22 protein-coding genes, 1 tRNA gene and 1 pseudogene are annotated in these 25540 nt (G+C 72.4%); 14 read left to right on the top strand and 10 right to left on the bottom strand.

From position 1 onward, the window contains the following. Window positions 1-798: 798 nt before the first annotated feature. Window positions 799-1251: a GatB/YqeY domain-containing protein gene (locus tag ACFY3L_RS47825; protein WP_389340398.1), complete on the bottom strand. Its 453-nt coding sequence runs from the start codon at window positions 1249-1251 to the stop codon at window positions 799-801. A 77-nt stretch (window positions 1252-1328) separates the two neighbouring features. Between ACFY3L_RS47825 and ACFY3L_RS47820 the strand changes: the two genes are divergently transcribed. The 5 genes from ACFY3L_RS47820 (at window position 1329) to ACFY3L_RS47800 (ending at window position 4419) form a co-directional block, all read left to right on the top strand. After that, the gene (locus tag ACFY3L_RS47820) at window positions 1329-2222 is read left to right on the top strand and encodes a metallophosphoesterase (RefSeq protein ID WP_389340396.1); all 894 of its coding nucleotides are present in this window, start codon (window positions 1329-1331) and stop codon (window positions 2220-2222) included. Beyond that, complete coding sequence (locus tag ACFY3L_RS47815) at window positions 2219-3382, top strand: alpha/beta hydrolase family protein (protein WP_389340394.1); 1164 nt, start codon at window positions 2219-2221, stop codon at window positions 3380-3382. The genes ACFY3L_RS47820 and ACFY3L_RS47815 overlap by 4 nt, the downstream gene beginning before the upstream one ends. Before the next feature lie 61 nt (window positions 3383-3443). Continuing rightward, window positions 3444-3517: transfer RNA gene (locus ACFY3L_RS47810), tRNA-Pro, on the top strand. Between the two features lie 88 nt (window positions 3518-3605). Next, complete coding sequence (locus ACFY3L_RS47805; protein WP_389340392.1) at window positions 3606-3791, top strand: hypothetical protein; 186 nt, start codon at window positions 3606-3608, stop codon at window positions 3789-3791. A gap of 49 nt (window positions 3792-3840) precedes the next feature. Then, complete coding sequence (locus tag ACFY3L_RS47800; RefSeq protein ID WP_389340390.1) at window positions 3841-4419, top strand: DinB family protein; 579 nt, start codon at window positions 3841-3843, stop codon at window positions 4417-4419. A 489-nt stretch (window positions 4420-4908) separates the two neighbouring features. Here ACFY3L_RS47800 and ACFY3L_RS47795 read toward each other — a convergent pair whose 3' ends face one another. After that, window positions 4909-5772, bottom strand: a complete 864-nt coding sequence (locus ACFY3L_RS47795) for a class I SAM-dependent methyltransferase (RefSeq protein WP_389340388.1) — start codon at window positions 5770-5772, stop codon at window positions 4909-4911. A gap of 82 nt (window positions 5773-5854) precedes the next feature. Here ACFY3L_RS47795 and ACFY3L_RS47790 point away from each other — a divergent pair, with 82 nt between their 5' ends. Further along, complete coding sequence (locus ACFY3L_RS47790; protein ID WP_389340386.1) at window positions 5855-6439, top strand: TetR family transcriptional regulator; 585 nt, start codon at window positions 5855-5857, stop codon at window positions 6437-6439. A 164-nt stretch (window positions 6440-6603) separates the two neighbouring features. Here ACFY3L_RS47790 and ACFY3L_RS47785 read toward each other — a convergent pair whose 3' ends face one another. Continuing rightward, window positions 6604-7995: an FAD-binding oxidoreductase gene (locus ACFY3L_RS47785; RefSeq protein ID WP_389340384.1), complete on the bottom strand. Its 1392-nt coding sequence runs from the start codon at window positions 7993-7995 to the stop codon at window positions 6604-6606. On the opposite strand from ACFY3L_RS47785, the gene ACFY3L_RS47780 reads away from it, so the two are divergent. The 3 genes from ACFY3L_RS47780 to bfr all read left to right on the top strand — a co-directional run bounded on the left by ACFY3L_RS47780 (window position 7994) and on the right by bfr (window position 9082). Further along, the gene (locus ACFY3L_RS47780; RefSeq protein ID WP_389340506.1) at window positions 7994-8317 is read left to right on the top strand and encodes a DUF4031 domain-containing protein; all 324 of its coding nucleotides are present in this window, start codon (window positions 7994-7996) and stop codon (window positions 8315-8317) included. The two genes, ACFY3L_RS47785 and ACFY3L_RS47780, sit on opposite strands and share 2 nt — an antisense overlap. Window positions 8318-8389: 72 nt before the next feature. Further along, the gene (locus ACFY3L_RS47775) at window positions 8390-8578 is read left to right on the top strand and encodes a bacterioferritin-associated ferredoxin (protein WP_389340382.1); all 189 of its coding nucleotides are present in this window, start codon (window positions 8390-8392) and stop codon (window positions 8576-8578) included. A gap of 21 nt (window positions 8579-8599) precedes the next feature. Beyond that, entirely contained in the window at window positions 8600-9082 is a 483-nt protein-coding gene (gene bfr, locus ACFY3L_RS47770; protein ID WP_389340380.1) for a bacterioferritin, read from the top strand. On the opposite strand, the gene ACFY3L_RS47765 is transcribed toward bfr, so the two are convergent. Together ACFY3L_RS47765 and ACFY3L_RS47760 are read right to left on the bottom strand one after the other, a co-directional pair. Further along, a complete protein-coding gene (locus ACFY3L_RS47765; protein ID WP_389340378.1) occupies window positions 9057-9668 on the bottom strand; it encodes a metal-dependent phosphohydrolase in 612 nt (203 codons plus the stop codon). The two genes, bfr and ACFY3L_RS47765, sit on opposite strands and share 26 nt — an antisense overlap. Beyond that, entirely contained in the window at window positions 9652-12792 is a 3141-nt protein-coding gene (locus ACFY3L_RS47760; protein WP_389340376.1) for a diguanylate cyclase, read from the bottom strand. Before ACFY3L_RS47760 ends, ACFY3L_RS47765 begins: the two co-directional genes overlap by 17 nt. A gap of 223 nt (window positions 12793-13015) precedes the next feature. Here ACFY3L_RS47760 and ACFY3L_RS47755 point away from each other — a divergent pair, with 223 nt between their 5' ends. Continuing rightward, entirely contained in the window at window positions 13016-14491 is a 1476-nt protein-coding gene (locus tag ACFY3L_RS47755) for a S8 family serine peptidase (protein WP_389340374.1), read from the top strand. 80 nt (window positions 14492-14571) lie between these two features. On the opposite strand, the gene ACFY3L_RS47750 is transcribed toward ACFY3L_RS47755, so the two are convergent. Together ACFY3L_RS47750 and ACFY3L_RS47745 are read right to left on the bottom strand one after the other, a co-directional pair. Next, entirely contained in the window at window positions 14572-14865 is a 294-nt protein-coding gene (locus tag ACFY3L_RS47750) for a hypothetical protein (RefSeq protein ID WP_389340372.1), read from the bottom strand. 58 nt (window positions 14866-14923) lie between these two features. Then, window positions 14924-16804 carry a glycerol-3-phosphate dehydrogenase/oxidase gene (locus ACFY3L_RS47745; RefSeq protein ID WP_389340370.1) on the bottom strand — a complete coding sequence of 627 codons (1881 nt, stop codon included), beginning with the start codon at window positions 16802-16804 and terminating at the stop codon, window positions 14924-14926. A gap of 9 nt (window positions 16805-16813) precedes the next feature. Here ACFY3L_RS47745 and ACFY3L_RS47740 point away from each other — a divergent pair, with 9 nt between their 5' ends. Further along, a complete protein-coding gene (locus ACFY3L_RS47740; RefSeq protein ID WP_389340368.1) occupies window positions 16814-17275 on the top strand; it encodes an SRPBCC family protein in 462 nt (153 codons plus the stop codon). A 74-nt stretch (window positions 17276-17349) separates the two neighbouring features. Here ACFY3L_RS47740 and ACFY3L_RS47735 read toward each other — a convergent pair whose 3' ends face one another. Further along, window positions 17350-18939 carry a phytoene desaturase family protein gene (locus tag ACFY3L_RS47735; RefSeq protein WP_389340366.1) on the bottom strand — a complete coding sequence of 530 codons (1590 nt, stop codon included), beginning with the start codon at window positions 18937-18939 and terminating at the stop codon, window positions 17350-17352. A gap of 62 nt (window positions 18940-19001) precedes the next feature. Between ACFY3L_RS47735 and ACFY3L_RS47730 the strand changes: the two genes are divergently transcribed. Both ACFY3L_RS47730 and ACFY3L_RS47725 read left to right on the top strand, forming a co-directional pair. Continuing rightward, complete coding sequence (locus ACFY3L_RS47730; RefSeq protein ID WP_389340364.1) at window positions 19002-21290, top strand: S8 family serine peptidase; 2289 nt, start codon at window positions 19002-19004, stop codon at window positions 21288-21290. Window positions 21291-22509: 1219 nt separating this feature from the next. Continuing rightward, on the top strand, window positions 22510-23394 hold the full coding sequence (locus tag ACFY3L_RS47725; RefSeq protein WP_389340362.1) for a GNAT family N-acetyltransferase: 885 nt from the start codon (window positions 22510-22512) through the stop codon (window positions 23392-23394). Between the two features lie 165 nt (window positions 23395-23559). On the opposite strand, the gene ACFY3L_RS47720 is transcribed toward ACFY3L_RS47725, so the two are convergent. Next, window positions 23560-23790: a hypothetical protein gene (locus ACFY3L_RS47720; RefSeq protein WP_389340360.1), complete on the bottom strand. Its 231-nt coding sequence runs from the start codon at window positions 23788-23790 to the stop codon at window positions 23560-23562. A gap of 90 nt (window positions 23791-23880) precedes the next feature. Between ACFY3L_RS47720 and ACFY3L_RS47715 the strand changes: the two genes are divergently transcribed. Then, the gene (locus ACFY3L_RS47715) at window positions 23881-24951 is read left to right on the top strand and encodes a dipeptidase (protein ID WP_389340358.1); all 1071 of its coding nucleotides are present in this window, start codon (window positions 23881-23883) and stop codon (window positions 24949-24951) included. Between the two features lie 418 nt (window positions 24952-25369). Here the strand turns inward: ACFY3L_RS47715 and groEL are convergent. Then, window positions 25370-25540: pseudogene (gene groEL / locus ACFY3L_RS47710) on the bottom strand (chaperonin GroEL); the annotation flags it as partial.

Below are 25540 nucleotides of genomic sequence, written 5' to 3'. Positions count from 1 at the left end.
CCAGGACCGGGCTGGGTGGGAGCTGGGCCGGGCTGCGGCGGGACTGCGCCGGGGCGAGCCGGAGCTGGACTCAGGCCGAGTTGCAGCGGGGCTGAGCTGCGGCCGGGCCGCGGCCTGGACCAGGGCCGGGCTGGGTGGGAGCTGGGCCGGGCGGGGACGGCCGGGCGCCAGGACCAGCGGCCGAGCGCCAGAACGAGGCATTCGGCTTGCGAGGGCCGAGTCGCACGACTCCGGGATCCAGAGGCTGAACGGGCGTCCAGCTCGCAAGCGCACCGGACAACGAGCGTCCGGCTCTGAAGGCCCCGAGCCGCGAACGACGCGCCCCGCTCACGAACAGCTGAGCGGCGGACGAAGTGCCCGACTGAGGTGCCCGGCCCACGAAGGCTGGATGGCCCACGAAGGCTGGGCGGCGGACGAAGGCTGGACGGTGGACGAGGTGCCCGTGCCGACCCGCCAGGGCCGCACGCCTCCTGCCGGCCCTACCCTCCGCGAGCAAGACGCACTACCACGCCGCTCAACCGCCACCCAGGCCCATCGGACCTGCCGAATCCAACGGCGGCCTTGACCGCGGCTCAGCACTCCGCGAGCCGGACGCACCTCCAGCCGTTCCGACCTGAATGCCTCGGTCGCTCAGCCTCCACCGGTCAAACTCCGTCACTCAGCCTTGCCCAGCCTCGGCCGCTCAGCCCTGCCAGCCCCCGTCGCTCAGCCCCCGTCGCTCAGCCCCCGTCGCTCAGCCGCCGTCTGCTCAAGCCCCATCGGTCACCGGCGGTCAGCCCCGGTCGGGCCCACCGTCGGTCAGGACTTCGCGAGCTGGGCGCGGACCTCGGCGGCGACGCGGCCACCCTCGGCCCGGCCGGCGACCGCGGCCTGTGCGGCCTTCATCGCCTTGCCCATGCTCGCCATCCCGCTCAGCCCCTCCGCCGCGAGGGCGTCGCGGACGATGCCGGCGAGGTCGTCGTCGGAGAGCTGGGCAGGCAGGTATCCGGCCAGGACCTCCTCCTCGGCCCGCTCCTTCGCCGCCTGGGCCTCACGGCCCGCGCCGGCGAAGGCCTCGGCGGCGTCGCGCCGCTTCTTCGCCTCCTTGGTGAGCACCGAGAGGATCTCCTCGTCGGACAGCTCACGGGCGGCCTCGCCGGCCACCTCGGCGTTGCGCACCGCCGTGATCGCCATCCGCAGGGTCGAGGTCACCAACTCGTCGCGGGCCTTCATCGCCGTGCGCAAGTCGGACTCCAGGCGCTCCTTCAACATGAACCAAGTCTATCCGCGAGGGCTGACACAAATTCGGTTGTAAAGGGCCGCTGAGGGCAGCCCGGTACGCTGAGACAATGCGCTCGAAGACTGTCCGGCGACTTGCCGTCGGTACCGTTGCGGCCGGTGCCGCCACATTTGCCTATGCCTCGCTCGTCGAGCGCAACATGTTCACGCTGCGCAGGTTCGACGTGCCGGTGCTCGCCCCCGACGCGGAGCCGCTGCGAATTCTGCACCTCAGTGACTTCCACCTCACGCCGGGCCAGCACCGCAAGCAGCGCTGGATCGCCGAGCTCGCCGGCACCGACCCTGACCTGGTCGTTGTCACCGGCGACAACATGGCGCACGTCGATGCTGTTCCCGCGGTGGTACGAGCGCTGACGCCCCTGCTCGATCGGCCCGGCGCCTTCGTGTTCGGCAGCAACGACTACCGCGGTCCGGTGCTGAAGAACCCGTTCGGGTACTTCAATCGCGACAAGCCGTACGTGCAGGGTGCCGTCCTGCCCACCGAGGAGCTGCGCGACGTGCTCACCGGCTCGGGCTGGTCGGACCTCAACAACGCGCGGACGACGATCAAGGCCGGCGGCCGCACCGTCGAGCTGGTCGGCGTCGACGACCCGCACATCGGCCGCGACGACTACGACAGTGTCGCCGGGCCGGCCGCGCCGGACGTCGACGTGCGGATCGGGCTCACGCACTCGCCGGAGCCCCGAGTGCTGGACCGCATGGCCGACGACGGCTTCGACCTGCTCCTGGCCGGGCACACCCACGGCGGGCAGGTCGCGGTGCCGTTCGTCGGGGCGCTCGTGACCAACTGCGGCCTCGACCGTCGCATGGCGAAGGGCCTGCACCGCTGGCCGTTCTCCTCGGCGTTCCTGCACGTCTCCGCCGGTCTGGGCACCCACCCGACCGCGCCGGTCCGGTTCTCCTGCCCGCCGGAGGCGTCGATCCTGACCCTCGTCCCGCGATGACCGCCACGCCGGCCGCCCCTGCGGCACCCGTCGCCGTCCGCAAGTGGCCTCGCCGGGCCGCGTACGCGGGCGTGGCGGGTGCGGCCGGGCTCGCCGTGCTGCTGCCGACGGGCACCGCGGGCGCCGGCTGGTTCCTGGCCGGTCAGGTCCTCAACGCCAACGCTGTGCGGGCCTGGCCGGTGCGGGTCCGCGCGTACGCCGGCAACCGCATCACACTGACCCGCACTCCCGACACGGCCCGCTCGATGCCGCTCGCCTTCGTGTGGCCCGCCGGCCACGCCGTCCTCGGGCCTGTCGTCGCCACCGACCGGGCGAGCGTGACCCGTGAGATCACGTCGGTGACGCGCGGCACCCTGACCAGCGGGCTCAGGGGGTACACCACCGGCTATGTCTACGAGGGCGACCCCATGTCCGCCCGAGGCCTCCCCTTCGACGAGGTCCGCGTCCCGGCCGAGCTCGGCGACTGCCCGGCGTGGCTGGTGCCGCCGACCACCGGCCCCGCCGACGACACCTGGATCGTCGCCGTCCACGGCCGCGGCGCGCCGCGCGGTGAGGCCCTGCGCATCCTGCCGACCCTGGCCGCGTCCGGGCACAACACGCTTGTCGTCACGTACCGCAACGACCCCGAGGCGTTCCCGAGCCCCGACGCCCTCTTCCACCTCGGCCACACCGAGTGGCGTGACGTGCTGTCGGCGCTCGACTACGCCCGAGCCGCCGGAGCCCGCCAGGTCATCCTGTACGGCTGGTCGATGGGCGGCGCCGCGATCCTCAACCTGCTGCGCTCCTGGGACCACGACGGTTTCGTCCGCGGGATCGTCCTGGACTGCCCCGTCGTCGACTGGATCGCGACGTTGCGGATGAACGCCCGCCAGCTCAACGTCCCGCCCCTGTGGACCTGGACCGCCATCAAGCTGATCCAGCACCGCCTGGGCGTGCGCTCCGCCGAGCTGAACTACGGCGACGTGCCCCTGGACGTCCCGACCCTGCTGTACGTCGACCACGACGACCGCACGGTCGCTCCCCAGCCGGCGGTCGCCCTGGCCGCCGTCTGCCCATCCGTCCAGCTCGTCGAGACCCGCGAGGCCGGCCACTGCCGCAGCTGGAACCTCGACCCGGCCGCGTACGAGTCCACCGTGACCAGCTTTCTCAAGTCCCTCTGACGCCACGGGGGATACCGAGTTGGAGCCCTGCCGAGCGTGGGCTACGATTACTCGGCACGCTCGGGGTATAGCGCAGCTTGGTAGCGCGCTTCGTTCGGGACGAAGAGGCCGTCGGTTCAAATCCGGCTACCCCGACTTCGTATGGCTCAGGGCCGGTTTCCTCAGACGAGGAGATCGGCCCTGAATCGTTCTCGGCGTCGTTGGGGAGCAGCCTGGCCGGGACATGGCGATCGTCACCTCTGGGCTCGCCGGGCACGTGCGGCGGATGGCGGCGGTCACCGAAGACGACAGCGACAGGCTGACCACGCGCTACTACGACCTACTCTTGCTCGTTTGTGACTTCGGTCATAGCAATGCGCTACTGGACTATGTTCGGCACCGCGCCGACGCTGATTGGCGCATTCGGTAGCCGGCCCTGACTTGTCATTTTTGTCGTACCCCCGTGGCAAGCTGCGGGCATGAGCAAAAGTGACCTCCGCCGCTATCTGCAGACCGGCCGTGATGCGCTGCTGTGGAAGCTGGAAGGGCTGTCGGAGTATGACGTGCGGCGCCCGCTGGTGCCGACAGGCACCAACCTGCTCGGTCTGGTGAAGCACGTCGCCAGCGTCGAGTCGGGCTATTTCGGTGTGACGTTCGGCCGGCCGTTCGCGGAGCCGATGCCGTGGATCGGGCCGGGCGCCGAGCCGAATGCCGACATGTGGGCCACGCCTGACGAGAGCCGCGAGCAGATCATCGACCTGTACCGGCGGGTGTGGGCGCACTCCGACGCCACGATCGAGGCGCTGCCGCTCGACGCCGCCGGGCAGGTGCCGTGGTGGTCGCCGGAGCACCGCGACGTCACGCTGCACCGGATCCTGATCCACATGATCGCCGAGACGGACCGCCACGCCGGCCACGCCGACATCATCCGCGAGCTGATCGACGGCGCCGCCGGCTTACGCCAGGACAACGACAACCTGCCGGCCGAGGACAAGGCCTGGTGGGCGAGCCACTACGACCGCTTGGAGCAGGCGGCGAAGGAGGCCGGCAACGGGTGAAGCTGTCGTTCCGGTGGTGAGCGGTGCCGCGTCGTCCTCGTGAGGGGCCCGCGGCGGTGGACCCCATCAGCGCGGTCTCGCCTGCGCAGGCGAGCACGTCGGCGCAGGCGGTCGCACTCGGAGGTTGGTGCCTGAGCGCAGACGGTTCCAGCAGGTCCTTGGTGCTCGGCACCGTGTCGGCTTCGAACACCGCGTCCCGCCGAAGCGACCAACCCACGGAAGCGGCGGTCCACCGAGGTGAACAGCTCATCGGACCGACAGCACACGGAGGGGCCGGTCGTCGACACAGGGTCTCGCGGCGGCCCGGCGCCTGCGAGGGCGTCAGGTCCGTCGGCGCCGCGACCGTCGGCGCCGCGACCGTCGGCGCCGCGCATGGCGAGGTCGTGCACGCCGCCGCGGCCGAGGATCGACCGTCGGCGTCCTGCCGCGTTCGAGTTGGCTCGAGCGCGAGTGGCTGCCGGCCGCCCGGCAAGGGTGGCAGGTGCCGGCTCAGTGGACCTGGCGCAGGGCGGTGACGGCGACGGTGGTGTAGGGCAGCGTGAAGGTGCCGCCGAGGTGGTCGATGGCGGTGCCCACGCGGTCCAGGATCTCGGTCAGGCGGTCCTCGGGCACGCGGGTGAGGGCGCCTGTCGTGGGGAGCTGGTCGAGCCAGGTGGCCGTGGTGTAGGCGTGCTCCCAGGGGAAGGTCCACTCTTCCGGCTCGGTGAAGGCGCCGGTCGCGCGGATGCCGTCGGCGGCCTGGGTGAACATCGGGCGGTACAACGCGACGCCCTGCACCGACGGCTGGATGGTGAAGGGGGCGTCGGGCAGGACCCGGTGGTAGATGTCGGCGAAGGTCGCCGCGACCGTCGGGGGCAGCTCCCAGGTGTGCCAGAACGCCGCCAGCAGGCCGCCCGGCCTGAGCACCTCAGCGGCCTTGGCCGTGCCCGCCGGGGTGTCCACCCAGTGCCAGGCGGTGGCGGCGACGACGGCGTCGAAGGACCGGCCCGCGGGGTTCCAGGACTCGAAGGTCGAGACCTCGACGTCGACGCCGGTGGTGCGGGCGAAGGCGGCCATCCGCGGGTCCGGCTCGACGCCCAGCACCGTGCGACCGGCGGCTTGGAGCTGGCGGCTCGCGATGCCGGTGCCGCAGCCGACGTCGAGGGTGTCGGGGCCGGGTGCGGTGGCGGCGATGCGGGCGATCAGCGCCTCCGGGTATGCGGGGCGGGTCCGGTCGTAGCGCCCGGCGTCCACGCCGAAGGACTCGGCGATCGCCCGGCGCTGCTCCGGATTCGTGCCGGACGGCGGTTGCGGAGCAGGCGGTGGCAGTTGCGGACCCGGCGGTGGCGGTGGTGGCGAAGGTAGAGTGGCCATGCGCCCACTATAAGTGGGCGGGTGCCCATTTCAAGTGGGCGACTGCCCATTCAACGGTGGAACGAGCACGACGGAGGGTTGCGTGCCGACTGGGGTGGCCTTACGCGACGCGCGGCAGCAGTTGCTCGACGCGGCGGAGCGGGTGCTGTTGCGGGACGGGCCGGGGGCGTTGACCAGCAGGACGGTCACGGCGGAGGCCGGCTGCGCCAAAGGCGTCCTGCACCGGCACTTCAAGGACTTCGACGACCTGCTCGTCGAGCTCGTCCGCGACCACGCCGGGCAGACGGTGGCGCGGGGCGAGGCGCTGAAGGCCGCCGCGGGCACGGGCACCGTCCAGGACAACGTCGCCGAGGCGCTGGAGGGGCTGTTCAACTCGGTGGCGGTGGCGGTGGTGCCGCTGATGATGTTCCGGGACGAGCTGCGCGCCAGGCTGCGCCAGACCTGGCCCAGGAGCCTGCCGGTCCTGCAGGAGGCGGCGGAGTCGATCGCCGCGTACCTGGCCGCCGAGCGCGACCTGGGCCGCGTCGCGGCGGCGGCCGACACCGACACGCTGGCGAGGATGCTGATCGGCACGGGTCATCTGCTGTACGCCGACCGCCGTGCCGCACCGCCGACCGCCGAGACGGTCCGCGCGACGATCAGCGCCGCCCTGCCGGCACGAAGCTGACCAGGACCACGCCCAGAAGTCCTCTAGGCACGAAGCCGACGAGGACCATGCAGAAGCCCGGCACGAAGCCGGCGAGGACCATGCCAGAAGCCCTCCTGGCACGAAGCTGACCAGGACCGCGCCTAGAAGGTGCCGCCGAGCCGGTACAGAAGGCGAGGGTCGCGTCAGAAGATCTTGCCGGGGTTGAGGATGTTGTCGGGGTCCAGGGCGGCCTTGATCGAGCGGTGCGCCTTCAGGCCGGTGGGGCCGATCTCGCGGGCGAGCCAGTCGCGCTTGAGCAGGCCGACGCCGTGCTCGCCGGTGGAGGTGCCGCCGAGGGAGAGGCCCAGGGACATGATGGCGTCGAAGACCTTCTGGCCGCGGGCCAGGCTGGTGGGGTCGGAGCGGTCGATGACGATGATGGGGTGGAGGTTGCCGTCGCCGGCGTGGCCGACGGTAGCGACCACCACGCCGTGGGTGGCGGCGATGGACTCGATGCCCTCGATGAGCTCGACGAGCCGGGTGCGCGGGACGGCGACGTCGTCGACCATGACGCCGCCACCGCCCGGGTAGAGCTGGGCGGCGAACTGTTCCAGCGCGGGGTGGGCGAGGCGGCGGGCGACGAGGAGGGCGTCGGCCTCGACGCTGTCGGTGGCGACGTGGATGTCGGAGGCCTGCGCGTGGCGGCAGAGGGCGGCGATCGCGGCGAGGTCGTCGGGGGCCCGGCTGCCGGAGTCGACGGCGGCGATGAGCAGCGCGGCGGCGGTCGTGGGCAGGTCCATGGGGCGGTAGGCCTCGATGGCGCTGAGGGTGACCCGGTCGATGACCTCCAGCATGCTGGGCTGCAGGCCGGAGGCGACCACGGCCGAGACGGCGGCGCCCGCGGCGGGGAGGGTGTCGAAGACGGCGACGAGGGTGAGGGAGTCGGCGGGCGCGGGGCGCAGCTTGACGGTGATCTCGGTGATGACGCCGAGAGTGCCTTCGGAGCCGACGAAGAGGCTGGTGAGGTCGTAGCCGGCGACGCCCTTGGCGGTGCGCCGGCCGCAGTTGAGCACCTCGCCGCTGGCCAGCACCACCTCGAGGCCGATGACGTGGTCGCTGGTGACGCCGTACTTGACGCAGCACATGCCGCCGGCGTCGGTGGAGACGTTGCCGCCGATGGTGGACTGCTCCCAGGAGCCGGGGTCGGGCGGGTAGTAGAGGCCCTTCTCGGCGACGGCGCGGCGGAGCTGGGCGTTGACGACGCCGGGCTGGACGACGGCGATGCGGTTCGCGGCGTCGATGTCGATGATCTCGTTCATGGCGACGAGGGACAGCACGATCGCGCCGTCGATGGCGTTCGCCCCGCCGGCCAGGCCGGAGCGGGCGCCCTGCGGGATGACGGGGACGCGGTGCTGGCTCGCGGCGCGGAGGATGGCGGAGACCTGCCCGGTGGTCCGGGGGCGGACGACGACCGCGGGGGTGCCGTACGCGCACAGGTCGGCTTCGTCGTGCTCGTACGAACGCAGCAGGTCCGGGTCGGTGAGCACACCGCCTTCGTAAGGCAGCGCGGCATGGAGCGCCTGAGTGAGATCCATGTTGAGATCCATGTTTGGCAGGCTAGTAGGCGTGCTCTACATAGACACGCCGCGGTGGCCGGCGCACGGCAGGTTTTGGGCCCATCTGATCAGTGACGTGTCGGTGGCGGAGCTGCACGCGTTCGCGGAGCTGCTGGGGGCGCCGAGGCGTGGGTTCGAGCGGGATCACTACGACGTGCCCGCAGGGATGGCGCAGCGAGCCGTCTGGCTGGGCGCCAGGAGGGTGACCAGCAAGGAGATCGTGGCCCGCCTGAAAGCTGCCGGACTGCGTCGCCCACGGCATTTGTCCGATTCTAGAGGCGCATCCAGGACAGTGAAGTAGCTGCTCAGGGGTTGTTTTCAGGGGTAACTTAGGCGACCCTTGCTTAGGTAAGGCTAAGCGAGGAGTGCAACCGTGTATGTCTGCATCTGTGCACGCGTCCGTGAGTGCGAGATCCGGCGGGCCATCCGCGCCGGGGCGCACACCGAGGACGCCGTCGGCGACGAGTGCGGCGCCGGCACCGGCTGCGGGACCTGTCTCGATCGGGTGGCGGACCTGATCGAGGCCGAGGCGCCGAATGCGGTATTGCCCGCTTTGGCCTAAAAAAGCGGCTACCCTGCCCACATGCAGGGGGATGCACGAGTCATTGAATTTCTCAACGAACAACTGACCGCCGAGCTCACGGCGATCAACCAGTACTTCCTTCACGCCAAGATGCAGGAGAACTGGGGATACACGGTCCTTGCGAAACACACCCGGCACGAGTCGATCGACGAGATGAAGCACGCCGAGGTGCTGACCGACCGGATCCTGTTCCTGGACGGTCTGCCCAACTACCAGCGCCTCTTCGCGCTGCGGATCGGCGAGACCGTCCCGGAGCAGTTCAAGTGCGACATGCAGATCGAGATGGAGGCCGTCGACCGGCTGCGGCGCGGCATCGAATACATGCGCTCGATCGGCGACGTGACGTCGGCCAACATCTTCGAGGAGATCCTCGCGGACGAGGAGCACCACGTCGACTACCTGGAGACCCAGCTGGCGCTCATCGAGAAGCTGGGCGAGCCCTTGTACCTGCAGAACGTCACGGAGCACCCAGAAGCGTCGTGATCTCGGCCCGCAGGTTGTCGTGCGCGCGGGCGGTCCACTCCGCCCGCCCCGGCACCGCCCGGAACAGCGAGGGCTCGGCGAGGAACGCCCCCAGGATCTGCGCCCGTCCGGAGCGGAAGGCCTCTTCAGGGACGGCCGCGTACTCCGCTCGTACAGCCGCCGCATAACGGGCATAGTCGGCCGGAGGCGACGCGAGGATGGCGAGGTCGGCGTCCGCGAGCAGGGCGCCGTTGCGGTCACCGTCGGCGACCGCGTGCCCCGCGGTCAACCGCACCAGCCGCACGACCTCGGCGACACGATCCGCCGAAACCCCCAAACCGGGCAGAACGTCCGACGCCAGCGCGGCGCTGCGCTCCTCGTTGTCGGCGGCGAACGGCTCGTAGACCGCGTCGTGGAACCACGCCGCCATCCGCACGGCGTCGACGTCGTCCGCAAGATCATGATGATCGTCGATGACGTGCAGCATGAAGCCCAGGTGGTCGAGGGTGTGATACCGCCGATGCGGCTCCGACCAGCGGGCGAGCAGATCGGCGCCGATCGAGTCGTCATCAGGGAACAGGCGCTGCCAGTCAGCCAACGACACCATACGAGGACTGTAGGGCCTCGATGACGTGCTCGATGCTGACCGCCCGGCCGGCCGCGCGGTCGCGCTGGTGGTCCAGCAGCAGCGGCAGCGTCACGGAGCGCAGCGTCTGCGCGTCCGGCGGCTCCGCGAGCCGGTGCCGGGCCCGCAGGCCGTCCGCGGCGCCGACCAGCCGCGCCGCGTGTGCCGGGTCGTCGGCCGCGACCAGCGCCGCGATCACGTCCAGTGAGATCGCCAGGTCCAGCCGGTCGCCGACCTCGTGCCGGGTGACCAGCGCGGTCACCAGCAGCCGCAGCGCCTCGACCCGGTCGCCCTCCAGTCTGGCGGCGAGACCGAGCTGGTGCTGGGCCATCGCGGCGCCGAACGCGTCGCCGATCTGCCGGCTGAGGGTGAGGCTCTCGTCGAGCGCCTCGCGGGCCGCGGCGACGTCGCCCCGGGCGAGCATGATCTGCCCGAGGCACTCCAGTGCGAGCTGGATGCCCCGCGTGTTGCCGGCGGCGCGCTCCAGCGCGAGGCACTCGGTGGCGTAGCGCTCGGCGACGGCGATCTCACCCTGCGACAGCGAGACCTTGCTCAGGTTGCCCAGCGACGCGGCGACGCCCTGCGGCACGTCGAGCTCCCGCCAGATCGCCAGGCTGTGCCCGAACTGCTCGGTCGCGGCCGCGTGGTCGCCGCCGCCGATCGCCGCGATGCCCATCGCGTTGTGCGCGTGGCCCACGGTGGCGCGGTCCCCCGCCGCGGTCGCCTTCTCCAGGGCGGAGGCGCCGTAGCGGAACGCCTCCTCGTGCTCGTCCTGGGTCGCGGCGAGGATCGCGGCGGCGTGCAGCAGCCGCGCCAGGGCGCCGTCCTCGAGCCCCGGGGCCGCCAGCAGCGACGAGAGCCATTCGCGACCCTCGTTGATGTGGGCGCCGTTTCGCCAGTACCGCCAGAGCCCCAGACAGATCCGGGTCTTGATGCCCACACCCGCGTGCGCGAAGGCGGCCCGCACGTTCTGGTAGTCCGCCTCGACCCGGGCCGTCCATTCGACCTGCTCCGGCCCGGAAAGGCCGGCGGCCGACGCCTCCGCGAACTCGGCGTAGAAGTCGGCGTGCCGGTCCAGGGGCGCGGCCGCGTCGCCGAGCCGGTGCCTGGCGTACGAGCGGATCGTCGACAGCAGCCGGTAGCGGCCGTCGTCCTCGTCCCGGACGACCAGGTGCTTGTCGACGAGCCCGGCGAGGCGCTTGACCAGCAGGTCCTCGTCGCCGCCGGGCAGCGTGACGGCGAGCGCGGCGGCGGCGGTCCAGCCGCCCGCGAACACGGACAGCTCGGTGAGCAGCCGCTGCCCCTCGGCGTCGAGCAGCACGAAGCTCCAGTCGATCGCCCCGCGCAGGGTCTGCTGCCGCGCCGGGAGGTCCCGCGGACCGGAGCCGCCGAGCGAGTCGAGGTCGCGGTCGAGGTGCTCGGTGAGGTGGTTGAGCAGTTCGTCTGGGGTCCAGCGGTCGATGTGGGCGGCGGCCAGCTCGATGGCGAGCGGCAGTCCGTCGAGCCGGCGGCACAGCGCCGCGACCGGCAGCGCCGTGTCGATGGTGATCTCGAAGTCGGCGTCGACCGCCCGGGCGCGCTGCTCGAAGAGCGTCACCGCGGGCGAGTCGGCGAGCGTCGGCACCTGGTACACCTGCTCGCCGTAGAGCGACAGCCGCTCCCGGCTGGTGACCAGCGCGCGGACGCCCGGCGCCGCGGCCAGCAGGTCGCTGACCAGGGCCGCACCGTCGTCGACGACCTGCTCGAAGTTGTCCAGGACCAGCAGCAGCTCCGACTCCTCGAGCTGGTCCAGCACGGTGTCGAAGAGGTGCTGGTCGGGCAGCTCGCTGACCTGCAGCGCCCGCGCCAGGGCGGCGGTCATCTGCTCGGCGTCGGTGCTGTCGGCGAGCGGCACGAACACCGCACCGCCCTCGAAGTCGCCGGCGGCGACGGTGGCGGCCGCCAGCGACAGGCGGGTCTTGCCGATGCCGCCGGGGCCGACCAGCGTGACCAGGCGCCCGTCCCGGATCAGGGCGGCGACCTTCGCGGTCTCCCGGTCCCGTCCGACGAGCCTCGTCATCGGCACGGGCAGCCGGCTGCGGCGGCGCTTCGCCTTCGGCGGCTTGACCGTCCAGGTGCCGTCGGGCGCGCCGATGAGCTCGCCCTGCGACCGCAGGCGGGCCAGCTCCGCCTCGGCCTTCGCCGGCAGGCCGCCGGAGCGCTCGACGAGCCGGTCGACCAGCGCCTTGCTGGGCTCGCCGGTCAGGGTGATGCGCAGCCAGATGCGCAGCGTCGCCGGGGACCACGGGGTCAGCTCGACGACGGCCTCGCGCAGCCCGGTGCGGCGCGGGTCGGCGTCGCTCGGGTTCGTGGTCGCGTACACGATCGCCGCGGCGTCCCCGAGCTCCGGCAGAGGGTCACCCACGTCCACCAGGAGGATGCATCCGGGGGTGCGGTCCGCCGGCAGTACAGCCGGAAAACCGCGCAAACGGGCGATCTGGGCGACTTCCCGGAGGAAGCGGGTGTGGCCCGCGCCCGGTGGGCCGACGATCCGCAGGGCGGTGTGGCCACCGGCGGCGACCCGCGTGAGGAACTCCTGCGTGCTGCTCAGCGCCGCGTCGCGCTCCCACAGCCGCGACGAGCCGCCGCCCTGGCCGCTCGACGCCTCGACGTCGTCGCCGACCGCCTGCCCACGCCCGCGGCGCTTCGCGAGGTAGTTGCGGCGGTCGGCGACGGCGATCAGGGTCTCGCCGTCGGTGCCGTCGACGGGGCTGGTCGCCACGCCGAGGCTGATCGACAGGTGCAGCGGCGGGGTGCCGGCGAACTCCCGGGCGCGGATCTCGTCGGTCAGCCGGATCGCGAGGCGCAGCGCCTCGTCGGCACCGGTGTTGGGCAGCAGCAGCACGAACTCGTCGCCGCCGTAGCGGAACAGCATGTCGTCGGCGCGGATGAGCTCGGCGATCCGGTCGGCGAGCTGGCGCAGCAGCAGGTCGCCGCGGAGGTGGCCGAAGGCGTCGTTGACCGTCTTGAAGTGGTCGACGTCGAACAGCAGCAGGCTGCACCCGGCGACGTCGTGCAGGGCGTCGTCCAGCGCGGCACGCGAATGAGCACCGGTGACTGGATCCATCGTCACCGGTGCTGGGCCGCCCTGCACGTTCATTGTCAACTTGATCGGCCTTTCGGGGTCGCCGATGAGGTGTTCAGCAGGTTTTGACCGTCCGGTGTCCACCCGCTGGACGTTCGTCGGCGCCGAAGGTGCCTTTGCCTCCGTGGGACGTGACTATCTGTAAGCCCTCCTGCATGTTGGGTGAGCCGGCACCGATCGGGCCGGACCCCAGGAAGGAGCACTGGTGGCAGCTCACAGGACTGTCGTCGCGGGTGCGTTGGCGCTCGGCCTTGTCTTTTCTTTCGGCAACTCGGCCGCTTCGGTGGCGGATCCGCCGCCGCTGGATCAAGGCTCCCGGCTCTGGCACGCCGACGCGTGGTCCAACGCCGGCGGCAGCGGCCTCACCGCCACGGACCTGAGCAGCGCCTACTCCTCGCAGGTCGGCGGCGGCGACGGTACGGGCGTCGGCATCGCGCTGATCGACACGGGCGTCGTCAACGTGGCCGGCCTGCCCGCGTCGCAGGTCGTCAACGGACCCGACCTGTCGTTCGAGTCGCAGTCCGCGAACCTGCGCTATCTGGACACGTTCGGCCACGGTACGCACCTCGCCGGCATCATCGTCGGCAACGACCCCGCGACCGGCTTCCGCGGCATCGCACCCAAGGCGAAGCTGACCTCGATCAAGGTCGGCGCCTCCGGTGGCGCCGTGGACGTCTCGCAGGTCATCGCCGGGATCGACTGGGTCGTGCAGCACCGCAACGACGACAAGGCCAACCCGATCCGGATCATCACCCTCGCGTACGGCACCGACAGCACCCAGCCGACCTTCTACGACCCGCTGAACTACGCCGTGGAGAACGCGTGGCGCAACGGCGTCGTCGTCGTCGCCGCGGGCGGCAACACCGGCACCGTCGCCACGCTCACCAACCCGGCCAACGACCCGTCCGTGCTGTCCGTCGGCTCGGCGTCGGTCAACAACACCGTCAGCAGCGCCGACGACACCGCGTCGTCGTTCAACTCCCGCGGCACCGTCCGCAACCTGGACCTGCTCGCACCCGGCGAGCAGATCGTGTCGCTGCGTGACCCAGGCTCCTACCTCGACCAGACCTACCCGGGCGCCCGCGTGGGCGACAAGTACTTCCGGGGCAGCGGCAGCTCGCAGGCCGCGGCGGTCGCTTCCGCCGGCATCGCCCTGCTGCTGCAGAAGCGCCCCACCCTCACCCCCGACCAGGTCAAGGCGCTGCTCAAGGGCACCGCCACGGCGCTGCCGGGCGGCGTGGGCGAGCTCAACCTGGCCGCCGCGGTCAAGGCCGCGACGCCGGCCGCGGTCCAGAGCGCCGGCACGTCGGCCGGCGTCGGGTCGCTGGAGTCCGCGCGCGGCACCAACCACGTCGTGCACGACAACCAGCAGCTGGTCGGCGAGTTCGACATCTTCGGCGGCTTCAACTCCGCGGTCTGGGCGCAGGCGGCCCGCGGCGGCACCGCCTGGAACGGCGGCGTGTGGATGGGCCGCCGCATGGCGGGCGACGGCTGGACCGGCACCTCGTGGGCGTCGAAGACCTGGGCCCCGGCGGCGTGGGCCGGCGAGAGCTGGGCCGACGAGGCCTGGTACGACGACACGTGGTCAGGCCACTACTGGTCCGGCGGGACGTGGTCGGGGCACTACTGGAGCGGGCACTACTGGAGCTCCAGCACCTGGTCCGCGAAGCGCTGGAAGTGAAGTCCGTCAGGCCCGGCCGGTGCACCCCGTCCGGGCCTGACGTCTTTCAGTCGCCGCCACCTTTCAGTCGCCGCCACCTTTCAGTCGCCGCCACCGCCTGAGTCACCGCCTGAGTCGCCGCCGCTCCAGTCGCTTCCCCCGGCGTCGCTGTCCCCGCCGCCGTCGTCATCGCCGCCGTCACGACCCCTGCGGCGACCTGCGCCTCGCCGGTTGGTCCGGCTGGAGCGCGCCATCTGCCGGCCGGCGAGCCGCCCGCGGCGCAGCACTTCCTCCCGGCTCAGCTCCCGCGTCCGCCCCCGGCGTGCCACGGCGACGGCCGTGGCCACGACGGCGGCGATGACCAGTGCCAACCCGATCGCGATGCCCGTCAGCATGAGAGCATCATCGCCCGGCTTCTATGCCGGTGGCTGCCCGGACTTCGTCAAGGTCTGCTCATGAAATCGCCGTGCGATCCGATTGGAAGCCTCGCACGTCCGGGACGCCGAGGCGGGCGGCGTCGGCGGTCAGGTCGTCCGGCATCCGCTGCGACTCCTGCTCAGCGGCCACCCGCGCCAGGTAGTGGTCGATCTCCCTGACCCGGGTCGCGGCGTCCCAGCCCAGCACCGCGCCCATGATCTCGGCGGTCTCCGTGGCCGAGACGGCGCCGCGGTGATCGGTCTCGAAGGAGATCCTGGTGCGGCGGGTCAGCACGTCCTCGAGGTGCAGGGCGCCCTCGGCGAGCGCCGCGTAGGCCACCTCCGCCGCGAGGTACTCGGGCGCGCCGGGCAGCGGGCGGCGCAGCGACGGGTCCAGGGCGAGCACGTCGAAGGCGAGCGAGCCGTACCGCTCCAGGAGGTGCTCCAGGACGCCGACGGAGATTCCGTGCCGGCGGGCGAGGTCCGCGCGGTTGGTCCACAGCGAGTGGTAGCCGTCGGCGCCGAGCAGCGGCAGGTCGGCGGTGCGGGAGGCGGGGACCAGCCCGCCGTGCCGGCGCAGGCCGCCGAGGCGGTGCGCGACGCGGTCGATGACGTCGGCGGCCATCACCCGGTACGTCGTGTACTTCCCGCCGGCGATCAGCATCAGCCCCAGCATCGGCTCGACGACGGCGTGGGTGCGCGACAGCGCGGAGGTCTGCTCGTCCTTGCTGTGCGGCTGCCGGTAGCGGGCCTCGCGGGACAGCAGCGGCCGGAGGCCGGCGTAGACGCCCTCGATGTCGGCGGTCGACAGCGGCCGGTCCAGGACCTCGTTGACCTGGCCGAGCAGGTATGCGATGTCGGTCGCCGAGGCCGCCGGATGGCCGCGGTCAAGGTGCCAGTCGGTGTCGGTGGTGCCGATGATCCAGTGGCCGCCCCAGGGGATGACGAACAGCACCGACGTCTGGGTGCGCAGGATCAGGCCGGCCTCGCCGGTGATCGCGGAGCGGGGCACCACCAGGTGGACGCCCTTGCTGGCGCGGACCTGCATGCCCGCCGACTCCCGCGGGCCGGTGCCAGACAGCAGGCCGGCGATGTCGTCCATCCACACGCCGGTCGCGGCGACGACGGTGCGGGCGTGGACCTCGAACTCCTCGCGGGACTCCAGGTCACGGACCCGCACGCCGGTGACCTCGCGCGCGTCGCGGAGCAGCCCGACCGCGCGGGCGCTGGGCACGACGGCCGCGCCGAGACTGGCGGCGGTGCGCGCGAGGGTCGCGACGAGCCGGGCGTCGTCGACCTGGCCGTCGTAGTACTGGATGGCGCCGCTGATCGCGTCCTCGCGCAGCGACGGGAAGCGGCGGTGGGTCTCCGTGCGGGACAGGTGCCGGTGCAGCGGCATCCCGCGCGGCGCGGATCCGCGCAGCTGGGCGGCGGTGGCGAAGGCGTCGTACAGGCCGACGCCGGCGCCGTAGTAGGCCCGCTGCCAGACCCGCTGGACGACGCCGGTCAGCCCCCGGTGCGCGGGCAGCGGCACCAGGATCGGCACCGGCCGCACCAGGTGCGGCGCGAGGCGGGTCGCGAGCAGCCCGCGCTCCTGCAGCGCCTCGGCGACCAGGCCGAACTCGAGCTGCTCCAGGTAGCGCAGGCCGCCATGGATCAGCTTCGAGGACCGGCTGGAAGTGCCGGAGGCGAGGTCGCGGGCCTCGACGAGGGCGACGGACAGCCCCCGGGACGCGGCGTCGAGCGCGGCGCCGGCGCCGGTGACCCCACCGCCGATGATCAGGACGTCGAAGCGCTCCCGGCGCAGCCTGGCGACGTCCTGCGCGCGGCGGGCGGGCGACAGGCGGCTGGCCTCGAAACGGGACGTGGAGGGTTCACGGCGCACCTCACTACGGTAGCGGCGCCCGTCACGGGGCATCACACCATCGTGTCCATCACCGAACGCATCATCAAAGCGCCCGCGGACCACGTCTTCGCCGTCCTGTCCGACGGGTGGTCCTACAGCGACTGGGTCGTCGGCACCGCGCACATCCGCGACGTCGACCAGTCATGGCCCGAGCCCGGCTCGCGGCTGCACCACAAGGTCGGTCCGTGGCCGATGTCGATCAAGGACCACAGCGAGTCGCTGGACTGGATACCGGGCCGGATGCTGCTGCTCAGGGTCCGCCTGTGGCCGGCGGGCGTGGGGCATGTGCGCTTCACGCTCGACCCGCTGGACGCCCAGGCGACCCGGGTGACGATGCAGGAGCACTTCACCAGCGGGCCGATGCTCGCGGCCCAGAACAAGATCGGCGACGTGGTGCTGCACTACCGCAACCACGAGGCGCTGACCCGGCTGGCGGATCTCGCGGAGCGGTCGCCGGTGGGTCGCCGCCTGGCCCACCGGTAGATCGCCGCCCGGCCCACCGGCGGGTCGCTGCTTTGGCTTACCGGCGGGTCGCTGTCCGGCTCACCCGCTCTGGGCTACCGGTAGATCGCGCGCATCGCCGTTCCGATGCCCGCGGCGTACGCGTCGCCGAGCAGCGGGCGGTGGCGGGCCAGCGCCGCCCGGGCCGCGTTGGCGCCGGCGGCACCGTGCACGCCGCCGCCCGGGTGGGCGCTGGCGCTCGCCAGGAACAGCCTGTCCACGGGCGTGTCCGCGCGCCCGAGGCCGGCCACCGGTCGCCAGACGAGCTGCTGGAACGCCGCCGCGGTGCCGCCGTTGATCGCGCCGTCGACGAGGCTCGGGTTCTTCTCCATCAGCTCCGCCGGGCCGCTGACGTGCCGCGCCAGGACCAGGTCGGCGAAGCCGGGCGCGTGCCGGCGCATCGCGTCCTCGACCCGGGTGATCTGCGTGCGGACCATCTCCGCGTCGACCTCGCCGGGCTTCGCGGGGCGCGGCAGGTGCGTGTAGGCCCACAGCGACTCCGTGCCGGCCGGCGAGCGGGTCGCGTCGGCCGTCGTCATCTGCCCGATCAGCAGGAACGGGTCTTCGGGCGCACGGCCGAGGGCGAGATCCGCGGCGTACCGCTGGGGATCGGCGCCGATGTGGACGGTGCCGGCACCCGCGACGTCCGGCGAGATCCACGGGACCGGGCCCGACAGCGCCCAATCGATCTTCAGCGTGGCATTGTCCCAGCGGAAGCCCTCCAAGTCCTGCAGCAGCCGGGGCGGCAGGTGTTCTTTCAAGATCAGGCTCTGGTACAGGGTGGGCGCCGGCACGTCCGCGAGGACGGCGCGACGCGCGCGGACCAGCCGGCCGTCGGCGCACCGGACGCCGAGCGCCCTGCCGCCGCCGACGACCACCCGGTCGACCATGGCGCCCGGGTGGATCGTGCCCCGGCTCCCGAGGCGGCGGACCAGGGCATCGGTGAGCTGCTGGGCGCCGCCGACGGGCACCGGGAACCCGTACTGCTGGCCGAGCATCGCGAGCAGCCAGCCGAAGCCGCCGCTGGCCGCGTCGTCGGGGGCCAGGTCCGTGTGCAGGGCGAGGCCGGTGAGCAGCAGCCGGCCGCCGTCACCGTGGAAGAGCTCCTCGCCGAGGACCCGGGCCGGGACGAGGAACCGGCGGCCGAGCCGCAGCGCCTCGCCGAGCCCGGCGCGGGCGGCGAGCCGCGCCCCCGAACGGATCGGGGGAAACGGGGTCAGCAGCGACGGGAGGAGGTCGTCGGAGAGACGGCGCCACTGCTCGTACACCTGCCGCCAACGCGAACCGTCGCCCGGTGCGAACCGCTCCAGTGACTCCGCCGTGAGATCCAGCTCCCGGCTGAGCACGGCCGCCCGCCCGTCCGGGAACAGGTGCGCGACGACGTCGGGCGCGTGCGTCCACCGCAGCCCGTGCGCCTCGAGGTCGAGCGCGAGCAGCGGTGGCGACCCGGCGCCGAGGGGGTAGAACGCGCTGCACAGGTCGCTCAGGAACCCGGGCGCGGTGATCTCCGCCGACCGGACGGCGCCGCCGACGTGCCCGGTGCCCTCCAGCACGACCACGTCCCAGCCCGCGTCGGCCAGCATGTTGGCGGCGACCAAACCGTTGTGCCCGGCGCCGATGACCACCGCGTCGACCGTTTCCTTCATGCTCCCCAGTTTGCCCCCGCGGCTCATCCGAAACTGTCGTAGGCGGGTCGTAGAGTGCGGCCATGGGTCGATCACGGGGTTGGGCGCTGGGGTTGACCATCGTTCTCGGCCTGTGGGCGGTGGCGGTCACGATCGCCGTCCACGCCGGGGTCTGGGTGGTTGGCGAGGGCCTGCTCGCGCTGGGCTTCAACCTGCCCCGCTTCGTGTGGCCCGCCGCCGGCTGGCTCGCCGCCGCTCTGGTCGCGGGGCCCTCCTTACTGCTCGCTCGGCTGTCGCGTGTCGCGTTCGCCCAGGTCGCGGGCAGGCAGTGGGCGCTGACCGCGCTGCTCGGCGGGCTGCTCGGCACGGCACGGATCATCCCCACCACCGCCCACGAGGGCTATCTGGCGCTGCTCGCCGTGATCGCCGCGATCGCCGCGACCGTGCACCGTGTCGTCCGGTGGCGGGCTCCCCGGTCCACCGGCTGGCTGTTCTGGCTGTGCCTCACGATCGGGCTGATCGCGCTGTTGCCGTGGTTGTGGGTCGGCGCCTTCGGCAGCCGGGCGGAGACGCTCCTCGCCGCGCTCGCCGCGGTGGCGATCGCCTGGCTCGCGATGCGACCGGCCATAGCGCTCGTCACCCTGGGCGCCTCGATCCACAGCGTATGGGGCGGCACGGCCCTCGGCGGCCTGACCGCCGGGGTCGGCCTGGTCACGCTCGTCGCGGGCGCCGGCGAGCCGGCGGTGCAGCTGTTCGCGATGGTGGCGGTGCCGCCGCTGGCGTTCGCGCTGGCCGCTCTCGCCCGGCGCGGCCGCCCGTCGGTGCTCGCCCTGCTGGCGCCCGTGCTGTTCGGCCCGCTCGCCCTGGTCGACCCGGAGGAGACGTCGCTGCTGCTCGGCCTGCGCGACGTGGCGTTCTGGTCGGCGATCGGCGCCCTGGCCGGCCTGGTCCTGGCGCTGGCGGCCGCCGCGGCGGCGGTGCCGGCGACCGGGCGGATCCGGTGGCGGCCCGGGTTCGCCGCGCTCGCCGCGGTCGTCGTGCTCGCGGGCGGCGCCACCGTGTATGCGGCGCTCGGCCAGCCCGGCTTCCACGGCGAGCAGCTCTTCGTGATCATGAAGGAGCAGGCCGACCTGAACGGCCTCCGCGATGTGCCCGACCGCACCACCCGCATCCGGCAGACCTATGAGCGGCTCGTCGGCACCGCCGAGCGCTCCCAGGCGTCGCTGCGCGGCGCACTGCGCTCCAGGGGCATCGACTTCACGCCCTTCTACCTGGTCAACGGCATCGAGGTGGACGCCGGCCCGCTCGCGCGGCGCTGGCTGGAGGGCCGGCCCGAGGTCGACCGCGTCCTGCTCAACCCGCGGCTGCGCCCGCTGCCGGCGGTCGCCGCACCGATGCGTGGCACGCTGTCCGCACCCACCGCCCCGCCGTGGAACCTGACGCTCATCAAGGCCGACCAGGTGTGGTCGCAGTTCACGACCGGGCGCGGCATCGTCGTCGGCAGCTCCGACTCCGGCGTCGACGCCAACCACCCGGCGCTGCGCACCACGTTCCGCGGATCCGACGACTCCTGGCTCGACCCGGTCACTCACACCGCCACCCCCGCCGACCACAACGGCCACGGCACCCACACCCTCGCCACCGCGGTCGGCGCCGGCGTGGGGGTCGCCCCGGGAGCGCAGTGGATCGCGTGCTCCAACCTCCCGCGCAACCTGGGCAGCATGACCAACTATCTGGGCTGCCTGCAGTTCATGATGGCGCCCTATCCCCCGGGCACCGACCCCATGCACGCCGGCCGCCCCGACCGCGCCCCGCAGGTCCTCACCAACTCCTGGGGCTGCCCCTCCGTCGAGGGCTGCGACACCCGCTCCCTGCGCCACGCCGTCGACGCCTTCGCCGCCGCCGGCATCTTCTTCGTCGCCGCCGCCGGCAACACGGGCCCCGGCTGCGCCACCGTCACCGACCCGCCGGCCAACTACGCCTCCACCTTCACCGTCGGCGCCGTCACCAGCACGTCGCGGGTCGCCTCCTTCTCCAGCCGCGGCCCCACCCCCGACAACCTCCCGAAGCCCGACCTCATGGCCCCCGGCGCCGGCGTCGTCTCCGCCCTGCCGGGCGGCGGCTACGGCGCCCTGAGCGGCACCTCCATGGCCACACCCCACGTGGCCGGCGTGGTCGCCCTGATGTGGGCGGCGAACCCTGCCCTCATCGGCCACATCGAGCAGACCCGCGCCATCCTGCTCCGCACCACCCAGCCCGTCGACACGTCCACCTCCACCTGCGGCCCCTCCGACACCGCGGGCGCCGGCCTCGTCGACGCCCTGGCCGCCGTCACCGCCGCCACCGCCACCCGACCAGCCCTTCGACCGTAGCTGTCCCCGTTTCCCCTGCGGGCTCCGCCGACGCCGACGCCGCCCTCGTCAAGCGCACTGATCGCCATCAACGCCGCAACCGGGCCCACCCCGTAACCGGCGCTGCCCAGCGCGCCTCCGCCTCACTCTGCGGCACCACCGGCACCGGCCTCGTCAACGCACCGGCTACCGCCGCCATTCGACCAACCGTGTAACCGATGCTCCCCTCCTCTGCCTCCTCCTGCGGCTCCGCCGACGCCGCCTTCGTCAAATGCACTGACCGCCATCAAACGCCGCCACCGACAAACTCCGTAGCCGGCGGTCCCCACCGTTGGTCCGCCTCACCACCGGCACCACCGAACCGTCATCGACGCACCGGCCGCCACCATCCGGCCAGCCCCCTGACCGATGCTGTCCCCGCTCCCCTGCGGGCTCCGCCGACGTCGCCCGTCGAGGCGCTGGCTGCCGCCACCAGCCCTGGCCAACCGCGCAACCGGCGCTCCCCACCGCTCCTCCGCCTCGCACCTGCGGCTCCGCCGACACCGACGCCGCCCTCGTCACCGCAGGGAACGCCATCAACGCCGCCACTAGCCGACGCTGCCCACCGCTCGTCGCTTGACTGTGCGGCACCACCGAACCGTCGTCATCGACGCATCGGCCACCACCATCCGACCACCCCCAGCCAACGCTGCCCACCACGCACTACGACTCGACACCGCCCTCGTCAACGCACTGGCCACCACCGCCGCTCAACCAACCGTGTAACCGGCGCTCCCCACCCCTCATCTGCTCCTCCAGCGGCTCCGCGACGCTGACGCCGCCTTCGTCAACGCACTGACCGCCATCACCACCCGACATACCGGTCCCCACCGTTCGTCCGCCTCACCACCGGGCGTTCGTCGCGCGGTCCGGGTAAGCGCTTGCCTTCACACCGTTGCGGCTCCGGTCGTGATCACGCTGCACGCACACGACGCATTGACCGCCACGGCGACCTCTCACTCCGCACCAGGCCGGGCTGTCGACGCCGCCGACTCTCCCTGGCGCCTGTCCGGCACCGCTTGTGCCGATCATGTCGATGCGTTGACTGCCAGCACGGTTTGGTCACCCGACCGGCGCGGCGGAATCCCGGCCTTGCTGGGGGTGTCTCCGTCACAGTGGTGGTCGAGGTTCTGGTCCGGGCAGCGCGATTCGATCAAGGTGACGACGCGGCGGCGGAGGAACAGTTAGGTATGTTTACCAAATGATCGTTGAGCGGGTGGGTGGGCGTGAGGTGGTTCGGCTGTGTGCGGGGGCGCTGGACCTGCCGGAGGATGGCCGGGAGGCGGAGGCGCTGGTCAACCGGCTTGCGGCGCCGCCTGAGGGGCGGGTCACCGTGCGGCTGGCGGAGTTGGACGATGCGGGGGACGCGGTCGGCGTGGTGTTCGGGTCGATCAGTGACACCGATCCGGCGCTCGGGCACATCGAGCTGCTCGCGGTGGCGCCCGGCCGGCGGCGGGAGGGGATCGGCGGCGGATTGCTGGCGACGGCGGAGCGGCGGCTGGCGGAGCTCGGGGCGCGGAGGATCAGGATCGGGGGCAACCCGCCGTGCTACGCGTGGCCGGGGATCGACGTGCGGTACACGCCCGCGGTGTGCCTGGCGGAGCGGGCCGGGTACCAGCGGACCGACACCGCCTGGAACATGACGGCCGACCTGAGCCAGGCGAGCGCGGCGCAGCAAGCGGACGAGGAGCGGCTGGAGAAGGCGGGGGTCAAGGTCCTGCGGGCGGGGAGCGACGCGCCGGAGTGGGTGCGGGGCATCTGGGGCGACGGCTGGGCCTGGGAGGCGGCGCAGTCGCAGGGGTGCTGGGTCGCGGTGAGGGACGGCGAGATCCTGGGGTTCGCGGCGTACGGTGCGAACCGCCCCAGCTGGTTCGGGCCGATGGGCACCGCGCCCGCGGCGGAAGGGCTCGGGGTGGGGCGGGTGCTGCTGCGGCGGTGCCTCGCGGACCAGTTCGCAGACGGGCACCGGACGGCGCAGATCGGTTGGGCCGGGCCCATCGCGTTCTATTCGAAGACGGTCGGCGCCCGGCTGGAGCGCGTCTTCTGGATCTACACGAAAGACGTACACCAGCCGCAAACGCCATGAGCGCATGAAGGGCAGGTCGTGGGTTCGCCACGATCCTGCCCCGCACACGTCGCACCAGCGCCCAGTGATCCCCCGTCTTGCCACGGGCGGCCGGTGCCGTCTCAACCCCGGCGAAGTCGCCGGGTCAAGGCACTCAGCAAGGGCTCAATGGCCCCGGGGACAGGGTCAGCGGTCGGGCTGGTTGGCCCGCTTGTCCTGCGTGGTGGTCTGCTGCTCCTGCTGCAGCTTCTTCGCCTGCATGGTGGCCGTGTTCGCGGTCGCCGACTGGCCCGCGATGTCCGCGTCCGGAGTGATCATCATGTCGTCGGAGATGGTCGGGTCCATGTAGCCGAGGTCGTCTTCGCTGCGGTGCATGCCGCGGCTGTCGAAGTTGCTGTTCTTCTGTGACTTACCCATGGCTTCCCCCTCGTGTAGGCCGCTCCCACCATATGAGGACCGTTCACGTGATGCGGGCAAATTCCGCATTTCGCATCTAGAGTCGTGGGGATGAGCGGTGCGATACCAGTCATCGACGGCCACAACGACCTGCCGTGGCGGCTGCGGATGCGTGGCCCGGCCGACATCGCGGGTCACGTCGAGGGGCTGCACACGGACCTCCCCCGCCTCCGGCAGGGCGGCGTCAAGGCGCAGTTCTGGTCGGTGTACGTCCCGTGCGGCGCCCCTCAGTCCGAGGCCACCGTGCGGGTGCTCGAGCAGATCGACCTGGTCCACCGGTTGATCGACGCGCACCCCGGCGATCTGGCGCTGGCGACGACCGCCGACGAGGTCGAGCGGATCAGCGAATCCGGACGGATCGCGTCCCTGCTGGGCGCCGAGGGCGGGCACTGCATCGACGACTCTCTCGGCGTTCTGCGCGGCCTGTACCGGCTGGGCGTCCGCTACCTCACGCTCACCCACGGCAAGAACACCGCCTGGGCCGACAGCGCGACGGACGAGCCCGCGGTCGGCGGCCTGTCGGCGTTCGGCGTGGAGGTGGTCCGCGAGCTGAACCGGCTCGGCATGATGGCCGACCTGTCACACGTGGCCCCCGAGACGATGCACACGGCGCTCGACGTCTCCACGGCGCCGGCGTTCTTCTCGCACTCCTCCGCGCGCGCCCTGTGCGACCACCCGCGCAACGTCCCCGACGACGTCCTCACCCGGGTCCGCGACACCGGCGGCGTAGTGATGGTGACGTTCGTGCCGTTCTTCCTCAACGATGCCTGCCGCCAGTGGGGCGACGAGCTCTTCCGCGTGGAGGAGGCCATCCCCGCCGAGTTCGGCTCCCCGGAGTTCGAGCGCCTGCAGCGCGACTGGATCGCCGCCAACCCCTGCCCGCCGTCCACCGTCCGCGACGTCGCCGACCACGTGGAGCACGTCCGCGACGTCGCCGGCGTCACCGCGGTCGGCATCGGCGGCGACTTCGACGGCACGGAGGTCCTGCCCGCCGGCCTCCACGACGTGTCGACGTACCAGACCCTGTTCGAGGAGCTGCGGACCCGCGGCTGGTCCGACGCCGACCTGCGCCGCCTGGGCTGGGAGAACACGCTGCGCGTCCTGCGTGACACCTGCGGCTGACCCCCCACGCCCCACGGCGCCCGCCGCCGCTCCCCCGTCATGATCGATGGACGGATCCGGTCGCCCGCACAGCCAGACCCGTCCTTCGATCAACCCTGAACGCCGGAAACGCCACGACGTCCCGCCGATCGCAACCAGAGCAGCCGACCGCGGACGAAATTGCGACCAGAGCAGCCGACCGCGGGAGCAAGCGTGGCCAGGGCGGCCGACCGCGGACGCTATAGCGGCCGAGGCAGCCAACCGCTGCCAGCCAAGGCAGAGCCAACCGCGGACGAGGCAGCCAGCGAGTCACCCGGTCGCACCTCGAACGGGCGGAGACGGTCCGCCGCGCGACGGCCAGCAGCGGCTGGCCGGACATACGCGGACAGCAAGAAGGGCAGGCCCGGGACGGGCCTGCCCTTCTTGAAGAGAACTGGACTCAGAAGTCCATGTCCCCGCCGCCGGGCGCGCCCGCGGGAGCCGGGGTCTTCTCCGGCTTGTCCGCGACCACTGCCTCGGTGGTGAGGAAGAGCGCCGCGATCGAGGCGGCGTTCTGCAGGGCGGAGCGGGTGACCTTGGCCGGGTCGATGATGCCCTCGGCCAGAAGGTT

It is taken from the genome of Dactylosporangium sp. NPDC000521 (assembly GCF_042898305.1).
GTDB lineage: Bacteria > Actinomycetota > Actinomycetes > Mycobacteriales > Micromonosporaceae > Dactylosporangium.
Note: the sequence above shows the minus strand (reverse complement) of the source record. Positions and strands in the feature narration are given on the sequence as shown.

What these genes read in the sequence shown, in the direction of transcription:
- ACFY3L_RS47825 (WP_389340398.1), bottom strand. Translation starts at nt 1,251, where the DNA reads ATGTTGAAGGAGCGCCTGGAGTCCGACTTGCGCACGGCGATGAAGGCC.
- ACFY3L_RS47820 (WP_389340396.1), top strand. Translation starts at nt 1,329, where the DNA reads ATGCGCTCGAAGACTGTCCGGCGACTTGCCGTCGGTACCGTTGCGGCC.
- ACFY3L_RS47815 (WP_389340394.1), top strand. Translation starts at nt 2,219, where the DNA reads ATGACCGCCACGCCGGCCGCCCCTGCGGCACCCGTCGCCGTCCGCAAG.
- ACFY3L_RS47805 (WP_389340392.1), top strand. Translation starts at nt 3,606, where the DNA reads ATGGCGATCGTCACCTCTGGGCTCGCCGGGCACGTGCGGCGGATGGCG.
- ACFY3L_RS47800 (WP_389340390.1), top strand. Translation starts at nt 3,841, where the DNA reads ATGAGCAAAAGTGACCTCCGCCGCTATCTGCAGACCGGCCGTGATGCG.
- ACFY3L_RS47795 (WP_389340388.1), bottom strand. Translation starts at nt 5,772, where the DNA reads ATGGCCACTCTACCTTCGCCACCACCGCCACCGCCGGGTCCGCAACTG.
- ACFY3L_RS47780 (WP_389340506.1), top strand. Translation starts at nt 7,994, where the DNA reads ATGTTGAGATCCATGTTTGGCAGGCTAGTAGGCGTGCTCTACATAGAC.
- ACFY3L_RS47785 (WP_389340384.1), bottom strand. Translation starts at nt 7,995, where the DNA reads ATGGATCTCACTCAGGCGCTCCATGCCGCGCTGCCTTACGAAGGCGGT.
- bfr (WP_389340380.1), top strand. Translation starts at nt 8,600, where the DNA reads ATGCAGGGGGATGCACGAGTCATTGAATTTCTCAACGAACAACTGACC.
- ACFY3L_RS47765 (WP_389340378.1), bottom strand. Translation starts at nt 9,668, where the DNA reads ATGGTGTCGTTGGCTGACTGGCAGCGCCTGTTCCCTGATGACGACTCG.
- ACFY3L_RS47760 (WP_389340376.1), bottom strand. Translation starts at nt 12,792, where the DNA reads ATGGATCCAGTCACCGGTGCTCATTCGCGTGCCGCGCTGGACGACGCC.
- ACFY3L_RS47750 (WP_389340372.1), bottom strand. Translation starts at nt 14,865, where the DNA reads ATGCTGACGGGCATCGCGATCGGGTTGGCACTGGTCATCGCCGCCGTC.
- ACFY3L_RS47745 (WP_389340370.1), bottom strand. Translation starts at nt 16,804, where the DNA reads ATGCCCCGTGACGGGCGCCGCTACCGTAGTGAGGTGCGCCGTGAACCC.
- ACFY3L_RS47735 (WP_389340366.1), bottom strand. Translation starts at nt 18,939, where the DNA reads ATGAAGGAAACGGTCGACGCGGTGGTCATCGGCGCCGGGCACAACGGT.
- ACFY3L_RS47730 (WP_389340364.1), top strand. Translation starts at nt 19,002, where the DNA reads ATGGGTCGATCACGGGGTTGGGCGCTGGGGTTGACCATCGTTCTCGGC.
- ACFY3L_RS47725 (WP_389340362.1), top strand. Translation starts at nt 22,510, where the DNA reads ATGATCGTTGAGCGGGTGGGTGGGCGTGAGGTGGTTCGGCTGTGTGCG.
- ACFY3L_RS47720 (WP_389340360.1), bottom strand. Translation starts at nt 23,790, where the DNA reads ATGGGTAAGTCACAGAAGAACAGCAACTTCGACAGCCGCGGCATGCAC.
- ACFY3L_RS47715 (WP_389340358.1), top strand. Translation starts at nt 23,881, where the DNA reads ATGAGCGGTGCGATACCAGTCATCGACGGCCACAACGACCTGCCGTGG.